The organism is Micromonospora tarensis, assembly GCF_016803395.1.
In the GTDB taxonomy this organism is placed as follows: Bacteria; Actinomycetota; Actinomycetes; order Mycobacteriales; family Micromonosporaceae; genus Micromonospora; species Micromonospora tarensis.
Map to the genome: position 1 here is coordinate 1 of NZ_JAEVHL010000219.1, position 10,920 is coordinate 10,920.

At 69.1% G+C, this 10,920-nt stretch carries 5 protein-coding genes and 2 pseudogenes; 2 read left to right on the top strand and 5 right to left on the bottom strand.

Annotation, left to right across the window (positions count from 1 at the left end; all coding sequences use genetic code 11):
* Together JM949_RS28475 and JM949_RS28480 are read left to right on the top strand one after the other, a co-directional pair.
* A pseudogene (locus JM949_RS28475) lies at window positions 1–1,175 on the top strand (SseB family protein); the annotation flags it as partial.
* Window positions 1,172–1,537 carry a hypothetical protein gene (locus JM949_RS28480; protein WP_203151264.1) on the top strand — a complete coding sequence of 122 codons (366 nt, stop codon included), beginning with the start codon at window positions 1,172–1,174 and terminating at the stop codon, window positions 1,535–1,537. The pseudogene JM949_RS28475 and the gene JM949_RS28480, both read left to right, overlap by 4 nt.
* Window positions 1,538–1,541: 4 nt before the next feature.
* Here the strand turns inward: JM949_RS28480 and JM949_RS28485 are convergent, their stop codons facing one another.
* From JM949_RS28485 to acs, 5 genes and pseudogenes are all read right to left on the bottom strand, one after another.
* On the bottom strand, window positions 1,542–2,474 hold the full coding sequence (locus JM949_RS28485) for an alpha/beta fold hydrolase (RefSeq protein WP_203151265.1): 933 nt from the start codon (window positions 2,472–2,474) through the stop codon (window positions 1,542–1,544).
* Window positions 2,475–2,539: 65 nt separating this feature from the next.
* Complete coding sequence (locus tag JM949_RS28490; protein ID WP_203151266.1) at window positions 2,540–2,863, bottom strand: hypothetical protein; 324 nt, start codon at window positions 2,861–2,863, stop codon at window positions 2,540–2,542.
* Between the two features lie 84 nt (window positions 2,864–2,947).
* The gene (locus tag JM949_RS28495) at window positions 2,948–5,383 is read right to left on the bottom strand and encodes an immune inhibitor A domain-containing protein (protein WP_203151268.1); all 2,436 of its coding nucleotides are present in this window, start codon (window positions 5,381–5,383) and stop codon (window positions 2,948–2,950) included.
* 345 nt (window positions 5,384–5,728) lie between these two features.
* The gene (locus JM949_RS28500; RefSeq protein WP_203151267.1) at window positions 5,729–8,524 is read right to left on the bottom strand and encodes an immune inhibitor A domain-containing protein; all 2,796 of its coding nucleotides are present in this window, start codon (window positions 8,522–8,524) and stop codon (window positions 5,729–5,731) included.
* Window positions 8,525–8,761: 237 nt separating this feature from the next.
* Window positions 8,762–10,725: pseudogene (acs, locus tag JM949_RS28505) on the bottom strand (acetate--CoA ligase).
* Window positions 10,726–10,920 lie beyond the last annotated feature (195 nt).

Genomic DNA, 10,920 nt, shown 5'->3' on the forward strand with positions numbered 1-10,920 from the left:
GTACACCGCGCCCGCGGCAGCGGCCGGCCACACCGACGGCGTGCGTGTCGACGACCGCGTCGGCACGCGGCCGGTGGCGATCGCGCCGTCAGCGGGTCGCCGGTCGGCGTGACCGGTACGGACCGGGTCGACCACGAGGCCGGCGCCGAGCGCACGATCCCGCTGGACGAGCAGCGCCCGCCGGCCGACGCACCGGCGCCTGTCGAGTTCGAGCCGGCCAACACGGTCGAGGAGGACCTGCTCGCCGCCGCCAGCTCCGGCAGCACCGACACGTTCCTGTCCACCCTGCTCCTGGCCCGGGTGCTGCTGCCAGCGGCACCGGACTCGACGCGCGGGAGCCGCCCCGGCGACTCCGGCTTCGTCTGGCAGACGGCACAACTCGACGACGAGACGTACGTGGTGGTCTACACGTCGCCGGAGCGCCTGGCCGACCACGTCGAGGGCGACGTCGACACGGTCCGGGTGAAGTTCGCCCAACTGATCCGGCGCTGGCCCGACGAGGACTGGTCGTTCGCCGTCAACCCGGGCACGCCGGTCGGTGCCAAGTTGCCCGGCGAACAGATCGTCGCGTTGGCCAACTGGGCCGCCGAGGTGGGGCTCGGGGACGACCTGGAGGTCGACCAGGAGGAAGCGCCGGCTGCCGCGGAACCCACCGCTCGCCCGCGCTACGCCCCCGCGGCGGTCGACCCGACCCGACCGACGGTCATGCAGAAGGCGATCGCGCCGAGCCAGCTCGCGTACTACCTGGATCGGGGGTACGACCGGGTCTCCGGGTTCGTGCACCGGGCCGGCGAGCTGGCCCACCTGACCACGCCGGCTCAGGTGCACGACGCGCTCGGGCTCAACTACCCCGGTTCCCCGTTCGCCCGGGACGCCGAGGAGATCTACGTGCTGCGGTGGCCGGCGCACCGACCGAGCCTCTACCGGATTCCGTACGGCGGACAGAACGAGCCGGCGATGCGGGCCATGGAGGGCTGGGTCATCGAGCGCCCGCCGTTCCGGGGCAACGGTTTCGCCCCGGGCGAGAGCAGCGACGTGGTGGCCGAGTTCAAGGTGGACAGCGCGCGGCTCCCACACGGGGCCCAGCTGTGGCGGATCGGCGCGGACGGCACCGAGCGGGTGGTCGCGGAGCTGGACACGACGCGGTGGTCTGGCGACGGGTCGGTGAGGCGTGATGCGCGACGGTTACGTGGCCCGCTGGCAGGGCCGGGAATACCAGGCCAGCCCGGACGGCGACGACATCCGGCTCTACCAGCCCGAGCCGGGTGAGGGCTTCGAGGAGGTCCGCCCGGGCCGCTACGTCCGGGTGCTGCCGGCGAGCGAGATCGAGGATCTGGCGTACGTGCGGACCACCTGCACCTGGCAGGGGCAGCCGTTCATCGTGCTCGGCGAGCACGACGCCTGGCTGCGGGTGGAGTACACCGGTGGCCGCTGGCCGGTCGCCGAGGCGATGCGGCTGGAGGTCTTCGACTTCGGCGTCTACCAGGGTTGGGCACCGGCCGCCGAGGTCACCGACCTGCGGGAGCAGCGGGTCTGACCGGTCAGCTCTTCGTCCACCGCAGGATCTCGCCCAGCACCAGCTCCGGCGCCTCCAGGTGCGGGAAGTGCCCCACCCCGTCGAGCAGCCGCCACTCGTAGGGTGCGACGACGTACCGGCCGGAGCCCAGGGCGGTCCGGGGCAGGGAGGCGGAGTCCAACGCGCCGTGCAGTTGCAGGGTCGGGGTGGCCAGCGGCTTCTGCATCAGGCGGACGAACCGGTAGCCGTGCAGCCGTAGCACCGAGCGGAACGCCCAGCGGTACCCCTCCAGCGCGCAGAACGCGGCCTGCGGGATGCGCATCGCCTCCCGGCACCGCTCGGCGTACGCCTCGAAGTCCGGGCCGGCCACCCAGTGTGGACCGCCCCAACGGCGCATGATGTCCCCGACGGCCGCCGCGCCGTCCCGGGTCAGCACGTGCTCGTAGCGGGGTAGCTGGAACTTCAGCGCCGGGGTGGAGGCGGCGAACTGCCCGCGCGGGTCGGCGAAGATGGCGGCGCGCAGTCGCAGCGGGTGCGGTGCCCCGAGCACCACGAGCCGCCGCACCAGGGACGGGTGGAACGAGGCCACCGTCCAGGCGACCATGCCGCCGAGGCCGGTGCCGACGATCGTCGCCGAGCGCTCGCCGAGCGCGCGGATCAACCCGGCGATGTCGGCGGCGAGGGTGTAACCGTCGTACCCCCGTGGTGGTTTGTCGCTGGCACCGTAGCCGCGCAAATCGACGGCGACCGCCCGGAAGCCGGCGTCGGCTGTCGCGGGCAGCATCTGGTGCCATGCCCACCAGTGCTCGGGGAAGCCATGCAGGAAGAGCACCATCGGGCCGGTGCCGGCCTCGACGACGTGGAACCTGCTGCCGTTGGCGCCGACGAAGCGGTGCGTCCACGGCCCCTCGGTGAGGACACAGGACTCGTCGACGGCTCCGTCGCGCTGGTCGGTCATGGTTGACAGCCTAGGACCCCGTCGCTGGGCCACCGTATCGCCGGCCCGGGCGCGTCCGACGGTGGTCAGCCGACCGGGCTGATGTCGACGATGGTGGCCGGGGTGCCCGGGCCGCAGTCGACGGCCGGGTCGGCCGGCCCGATGGTGACCCGGACTGTCGTGCCGACGGTGAAGGTGCCCTTGCCGGCGCCGTGCAGCGCGTACTCCCGGCCGTCGTCGGTGAGCAGGCCGTAGCAGGGACCGTCGCCGCCCCGGGTGATCCGTCCGGCCAGTGCGTTGGCCCGGTGGGCGTCGGTGGGTCGGCGCGGCGGCCCGGTGGGCGGGCCCAGGGTGGGCAGCGGGACGCGGGAGCGCGACGGACGGCCGGCGGGGGGCTGCTGGTCGGCCACGGCATCTCCTCCTGATACGGGCGATGCCCGGGCAGGTGACCTGCCCGGGCATCGCCGTGTTGCGGGTGTTGCCTGATCAGAGGATCAGTTGAAGCGGACGTTCGTGTAGATGCCGTCCTGCGACACGACCCTGATCTTCCGGCCGGTGGCCGGGAGCTTGACGCCGTGGTTCGGCAGCTCCTCGTACCAGTACTTCTGGGTGTCGTCGAACAGCGGCTGCGCAGCCTGGCCACGGACGTACTGCGGCTGGCTGTTGATGTGCAGCGTGAACGAGTCCGCCTTCTTGAGGCTGAACGGCGCGTCGTAGACCTGGACGCGGGCCCGCCAGGGGGCACCGGTCAGGTTGTAGAGCGGCCGCGGGTGCGCGTCGATGATCAGGTTTCGACCCTCACCCGGGTGCTCGAACGTGTCGTTGTCGTCCCACCGCAGGTTCCAGTAGGAGATCAGCAGACCCTCTTGGTACGCGTAGTGGTCGACCCAGTCCGGCCGGGTGTTCTGGTAGCCGAAGTAGTACGGGCCGGTCTTGAGGTACTTGTCGTACGAGGTGTACGACCGGGTGCCGGCGATGTAGTAGTTGTCGAATGCCTTGGTGTAGGTCTCCGCGGCGATCTCGAACTTGCCCGCGAAGGTCCAGCCGTTGGCGCCCGACTCGGCGCCGTCGGTGAACACGGTCTGACCGTCGGCGGTCACGGTGATCGCGTCACCGTAGAAACCGCCCCGGGACAGGCCACCGTCGGTCTGGTAGCGCAGCCGGAACTGCACGACCTTGCCCGCCACGGAGTTCATCGGGATGTTGACGTCGACCCACTTGCCGCTGCTGGAGCCGTCCAGGGCGAACCGCCCGGGGGAGATCTCCTTCAGCGGGTTTCCGTTGGCGGTGCCGGGCAGGGTCGCCCAGGTCTTGCCGCCGTCGACCGAGGCCTCGAAGAACAGGTAGTCGAACCCGGCCTCGATGTTGTAGCGGCCCTTCATGCTGAGGGCGGCCGACGACTTCCCGGTGAGGTCGAGCGTCCGGGTCATCGTGCTGTTGAGGTTGTCCTCGTTGCCGGTGAAGAACTGCTTGGTGCCCGCGAACGGCGCGCCGTTGGAGAAGGTGTAGTCCCGGGGCGGAAGCGTGACCACCGCGGCCTGCGCCTCCGGCGAGTTGTACTCCTGCGGGCCGAGCTTCACGGTGCGCTTCTCGTTCAGCCCGATCGTGTCGTAGTCGAGCCAGCCGAGCTGGAGCTTGTTCCACGCGCCGAGGTCGCCACCGCGCTCGCCGATGCCACCGTCGTTCTTGGCGCCGAGCCGGCTCTGGGCCATCAGGGTCCAGTGCTCGTTGTTGTTGTCGCCACCGTTGATGACGTTGTAGTCGTCCGGCAGACCGAGGTCGTGACCGTACTCGTGGTAGAAGACGCTCCGGCCGCCGTTCTCCGGCTGGATGGTGTAGTCACCGATCCACACGCCGGTGTCGCCGATCTCGGTGCCGCCGGCCGGGAAGTTCTCCGGGCCGGTGTTGCCCTGGTCCGAGGCGTACGCGTACCAGCGGTGGCTCCAGATGGCGTCCTCACCCTGGATCGGGTCACCGTCGGCCTGGTCACCGCCGGAGTGGACGATCTGGAAGTGGTCGATGTAGCCGTCCGACTCGTTGAAGTTGCCGTCACCGTCGAAGTCGTACCGGTCGTACTCGTCCATCGACCGAACGTCGGCGGCGATCTCCTCGTCGGTGCGGCCGGCGGCCTTCTGGTCGGCGACCCACTCGTTGGCGGCGTCGCGGACCAGCTCCCAGGTGTTGTCGCAGACGTTGCTGTCGCAGACCGCCTTGTCGTTGGCCGGGTTCTTCGGCTGGTCGTCCGGGATCGGGTCGTCGGACCGGCCGTAGCGGGCCTCGTTGTACTTGACCTTGACCCAGTCGGTGACCTCGCCCTCGACGCTGTAGCGACCCGAGGACTGGGCCTCGTAGTACTGCTTCAGCGACTCGTCGCCGGGGTTGGTGCCGAAGTAGAGCTGCCGGTAGTGCTCGGCGTTGAAGTCCGGCTGCCAGACTGTGGAGTTGTCCACCGCCCGGTTGGGTGCCGGAATCTCGTTGCGCAGCGGGCCGTCGAACTTGGTCGGGCCAGCCGTGTCGGGGTCGATGTTCTTGTCCGGGAAGTCCGGGTGCCGCTCGTTGCCGAACTCGGCGAGGATCACGAAGATCTTGTCGGTGCGCTCGCGGGAGAGTTCGACGTACTGGTCCTCGGTCTGGACCACGCCCGTGCCGGTGGTCCGGGCGGCGGCCCCGTCGGCCTGGGTCCTACCGACCTTGACGACGGTGCTGCCGTTGATCTTTTCTGCCTTCGCCTTGCCGGAGAGGACCTTGCTCAGGCCCTCGTCGCGCAGCGCGCGCCGCTTCTCTTCCAGCGGGTTCGGCAGGTCGTGGTCCGCATGGGCGGGCTCGGCGACCGACGGAGCGGCCGTCGGCAACTTCGGCTGGGGCGCCGCCGAGGCGGACGGGCCGAAAGCCAGGCCTGTCGCCGTCAGTGAGAGCCCGAGCAGACCCACTGCGACTTTGCGCACGTGGTACCTCCGGTGTGAGGGAACCGGCCCAACGGGGGTACAGGCCGGTGGGAGATCGATCCCACGAGTGGGACCAATGGTGAACTTAGACACTGGCGGGACAGGTGGGAAGATGCCCGCGTCGATTTGTTGCAAGATTTTGTTGGGAATGCTTTTCACCGTCACACCCCGGCGGTTCATCAGCCACGCTGACCAGCACGGACCGGGACGCGAACGTATACAACGAACTTTTTCGATTAATGTGATCGCACATACGACAGTGGGGCCGACGGCGTCTCCGCCGTCGGCCCCACCGCTACCGCTGTCGTCAGTTGTCGCAGTGCGAAACCGTCACTTCTTCGCCGGGGTGACGAAGATCGTGGCCGACGAGTTGTCCTTCGCCGCCTTCTTGATGGTGAGCGAGACGCCGTAGTTCACGCCCTGGTCGCCCGGGTTACCGGTGCCCAGCACGATCGCGCCACCGCCCAGCGTCACGCCGTAGAACTCCGGCGCGGGGCTGCCGTCCGGGTGGGTGACCCGGGTGGTGTACGGCGCGTTGTTCCGCGACGGCACCACCACCGACGCGTCGTTGTCCCGGGCGTAGGCGGCGCCGTCGCGCATCTCGATGCCCGGGTACCAGCCCTTGGCGTCGGTGAACGACTTCACCGGCGCCTGCCCCTTGAACTTCGTGCAGTACTCGCTGTACGGCTCGTCGGCCGCCTCCAGGCACTCAGTGAAGGGGTACGTCCGCTGTAGCGAGAACGCCGCGTTCGCCGACTGCGGACGGCTGGGCAGGTTGTCCGTCACCGACGGGTCCTTCACCGCCGCCTCGCCGGTACGCCGGTACGGGTCGAAGTGCGAGTCGACGATGAGCAGCCCGCCCTTCGCGCCGTAGCTGGGCAGTGCGGTCATCTGCCCGGTGACGTGGTTGACGTCGCCGAGCGCGGTGTCCCGGTACCACACCAGCATGCCCGGGGCGTTGTAGGAGAGCCGGTCGACCTTCCACGCCTCGTGCGAGTAAATGGTGTCGTAGGCGTACTGCAGGCCCTTGTCGAAGCCGTCGAAGTTGCGCCACTCGGCCAGGTAGTACTGGGCGTGCACCTCGGTGCCGCCGGAGACCGTCCAGCCCTCGCCGGTGGTGTCGACGAAGGTGCCGCCGGTGGCCGTCCAGCCGTTGGCGCCGCCCTCGACGTCGTCACTCCAGGTGGTGGCGCCGCCGCCGGTGACCGAGAAGTCGTCGACGAACCAGTTGCGCTCCTCGAACGCCTCGTCGGTAGCCAGCCGCAGCCGCACCTGAACCGTGCTGCCGGCGTGCGCCGACAGGTCGACGTAGTCGTGCCGCCAGCCGTCGGTGCTGCCGGTCAGGCCGTACTTCTTGCCACCGAAGTCGTTCATCCGGCCGTTCGGGTCGCCGTAGTTGTCCGGCGTGGTGACGACAGTGCCGGCCTCGTCGTACACCTTCTGCTCGGTCCAGGTCGTACCGCCGTCCGTCGACAGCTCGACGAAGCCGTAGTCCCAGTCCTCCTCGATGATGTAGTTGTTCCACATCCAGAACTTGGCGTCGGCCGCCGCCGGCACGTCGACCGAGCGGCTCAGCTTGACGTCGGCCCAGCTCTGGTCGTTGTTGCTGTGCCACATCTTGGTGCCGCTGTGCGGCGTGGCCAGCGTCGTGATCTTGTCCGGCAGGTCGACCTTGATGCCGTCCTCGGAGTCGATCGGCGTACGGGAGGTCTGGCCGAGCTTGACCTCACGCGGGTTCGAGCCGGGGCGGATGGTCAGCGGGTCGGCCCAGCCGAGCACCCACTTGTCCCAGATGCCCATGTGCGTCGGCAGCGCCTGGAAGATCTCACCGGAGTGCGAGCCCGACGCCATCAGGTCCCAGAAGTCCACGTCGGAGTCGGCGTTGCCGGAGGTGTCGTAGAGGTCCGGCAGGCCCAGGTCGTGGCCGAACTCGTGGGCGAAGACGCCGACCCCGGCGTCCTCCGGCTGCACGATGTAGTTCGACACCTTCAGGTTGGTGCCCGGGATGCTGTAGCCGCCCGGAACCGAGGAGGAGTGCGCCCAGACGGCGTACACGCCCTGGTCGCCGCCGCCGCGCGACTTGCCCTGCCCGGCGTGCACCAGCACGAGGTGGTCGATCACGCCGTCCGGCTCGAAGAGGTTGCCGTCACCGTCGCGGTCGGCCTGGTCCTCGATGTCGTAGTCGGCCCACGGGAAGCTCGGGTCCTTCGCGGCGAGCGCGTCGATCGCGTCGCCCGCCAGTTTGCCCGCGCCGGCCGGGTTGTCCGGGTGGCCGTTCATCGACTGCTCACGGCCGGGGACCCAGTTGCCGTCCTCGTCCTGGGTGCAGCGGTTGGCCGCGTACCAGCCCTCCGAGTGCGGCACGGTGATCCACGGGCTGGCCTGCCCGTCCACCGTGTACGCGTTCTTGGACATCTCCAGGTACATGTTGTGCATGGTGCGACCGGAGAGGTCGACGCCCTTCTTGCCGTCCGGGCCGCGCAGGTCGGTGCGGACCCGCTCGGTGATGCCCTTCTTGCTGTACAGCATCTTGTTGTAGTGCGACGGCGAGAAGTCCGGCACCCACATCGAGTTGTTGTCCTCGTGGGGCAGGTTCGCCGGGTTCGGGATGGTGTTGTGCTTCGGGCCGTTCTGGACCGTGCCGGGCACGCAGGTGCGGTCCTCGAACACCGTCTTGGGGACCATGACGTCGGTGAAGTCGTCGTTGGCCTTGTCGTTGAACTCCACCAGCAGCGTGAGCAGCTTCGCCGTCTGGGTGGTGGGCGCCTTCTTGAACTGGCGGGGGTTCTTGCCCGTCTTCAGTGACTGAGCTTCGGCCTTGGCCAGCTGCCGCGCGGTCACCGGGTTGCCTCGGGCGTGCTTCTGGTCGAACTGGCGCGCGGACTCCACGGCAGGGGTGTAGACGCCACCCTTGCCCTTGACCTCACGGCCGGTGGTGTCCGGCTGCACCTCGGGCTCGGCGTAGTTGATGTAGTACTCGTCCGCCCCGATCACCGCCCGGGGGGTGCCGGACGCCGACTGGGCAGCCGCGCTGCCACCCACGGTCAGTGACGTGGCCGCGAGGGCGATGACGGGTAGCGCGACGAGTAGTCGTCGACGCGACCCCGGATGGGAGTTTCTGTTCATGCCACTCCGTTTCTCGGGCAGAGAGGACGTCGGCCGGATCCGGTGGGCAGGGAGCTCATCGGGGCCGCCCGACGAGCGTGAAACTAAATGACGAACAACCCGCACGGCGGGATCGTGATCGATGCGTTATCTGTTTAACCGACGTACCTGGTCGATGTTTCGGACGTACCTCCATAAAAGACAACGGTGGGTGACGGTCCGTCCGGACCGCCACCCACCGTTCGGGTACGCCTACCGTCAGTCCTCGTCGGACTTGGCGCCGCTCATCCCGGAGGAGATCAGATCCATCACCGAGGAGTCCTGGAGGGTGGTCACGTCGCCCAGCGACCGGTTCTCCGCCACGTCCCGCAGCAGCCGGCGCATGATCTTGCCGGAGCGGGTCTTTGGCAGCTCCGGCACCAACATGATCTGCCGCGGCTTGGCGATCGGCCCGAGCGTCTTCGCCACGTGGTTGCGCAGATCGGCGATGAGCTGCTCACCCGCGTCGCCGCTGATGTCCGTGCTGCCGCGCGGAATGGCGAACGCGACGATCGCCTGACCGGTGGTCGGGTCGGTCGCACCGACCACAGCCGCCTCGGCCACCGACGGGTGCGACACCAGCGCCGACTCCACCTCGGTCGTCGAGATGTTGTGCCCGGACACCAACATCACGTCGTCGACCCGGCCGAGCAGCCAGATGTGCCCGTCGTCGTCCTTCTTCGCGCCGTCACCGGCGAAGTACATGCCCTGGAAACGCGACCAGTACGTCTCGATGAACCGGTCGTCGTCACCCCAGATGGTGCGCAGCATCGACGGCCAGGGCTCGCGCAGCACCAGGTAGCCGCCGCCACCGTTCGGCACCGACTGGCCCTGGTCGTCCACCACGTCGGCCACGATGCCCGGCAGCGGGGCCATCGCCGAACCCGGCTTCGCCGCGGTCACCCCCGGCAACGGCGAGATCATGATCGAGCCCGTCTCGGTCTGCCACCAGGTGTCCACGACGGGCAGCTCACCCCGGCCGATGTGCTGCCGGTACCAGATCCACGCCTCCGGGTTGATCGGCTCGCCGACGCTGCCCAGCAGGCGCAGCGACGACAGGTCGAAGCCGGCTGGAATGTCGTCGCCCCACTTCATCATCGTCCGGATCAGGGTGGGGGCGGTGTACAGGATGCTCACCCCGTACTTGTCGACGATCTCCCAGAACCGGCCCTTGTGCGGGGTGTCCGGGGTGCCCTCATACATCACCTGGGTGGCACCGTTGGAGAGCGGACCGTACACGATGTAGGAGTGCCCGGTGACCCAGCCGATGTCGGCGGTGCACCAGTAGACGTCCGTCTCCGGCTTCAGGTCGAACACCGCGTGCGTCGTGTACGACGCCTGGGTGAGGTAACCGCCGGTGGTGTGCAGAATGCCCTTCGGTCGAGCCGTGGTGCCGCTGGTGTACAGGATGAAGAGCGGGTGCTCGGCGTCGAACGGCTGCGCCGTGTGCTCGGCCGACGCGGTCTCCACCGTCTCGTGCCACCAATGGTCCTTCTCCGACCAGGCCACCTCCTCGCCGGTGCGGCGGACCACCAGCACGTGCTCGATCGACGGGCAGCTCGCCACCGCCTCGTCCACTGTGGGCTTCAGCGCCGAGGGCTTGCCCCGCCGGTAACCACCATCCGCGGTGATCACCACCTTGGCGCTGGCGTCCTGGATCCGGTTGCTCAGCGAGTCGGCGGAGAAGCCGCCGAAGACCACGCTGTGCGCCGCGCCGATCCGGGCGCAGGCCAACATCGCCACCGCCGCCTCCGGGATCATCGGCAGGTAGATGGCCACCCGGTCACCGACGGTAACCCCCAGCTCGGTGAGCGCGTTCGCCGCCCGGCAGGTCAGCTCGTGCAGGTCGGCGTAGGTGATCGTGCGGGTGTCGCCCGGCTCGCCCTCCCAGTGGATCGCCACCTTGTCGCCCCGGCCCGCCTCGACGTGCCGGTCCAGGCAGTTGTACGCGACGTTGAGCTGCCCACCCACGAACCACTTGGCGAACGGCGGGTTCGACCAGTCCAGCACCTCGTCCCACTTCTTCGACCAGGCCAGCCGATCGGCCTGCTTTGCCCAGAAGGCGAGCCGGTCCGCCTCGGCCTCGGCGTACGCGTCGACGGTGACGTTGGCGTGCGCGGCGAGTTCGCCGGCGGGGGGAACTGGCGCGTCTCGTTCAGCAGATTGGCCAATGCCTCGCTCATGCCGTGACTCCTCGTCCTCGGGGTGACCTGCGTCTCGATGGCACGAGGGTAGTCGCGGGGCCCTCCGCCGGCCACGGCCGCCCACTCCGTCGCGCCGCGGGGGGAACTGGCGCGTCTCGTTCAGCAGATTGGCCAATGCCTCGCTCATGCCGTGACTCCTCGTCCTCGGGGTGACCTGCGTCTCGATGGCACGAG

Coding starts and splice junctions, on each gene's coding strand:
- JM949_RS28485 (WP_203151265.1), bottom strand. CDS start 2,474: ATGACCGACCAGCGCGACGGAGCCGTCGACGAGTCCTGTGTCCTCACC.
- JM949_RS28500 (WP_203151267.1), bottom strand. CDS start 8,524: ATGAACAGAAACTCCCATCCGGGGTCGCGTCGACGACTACTCGTCGCG.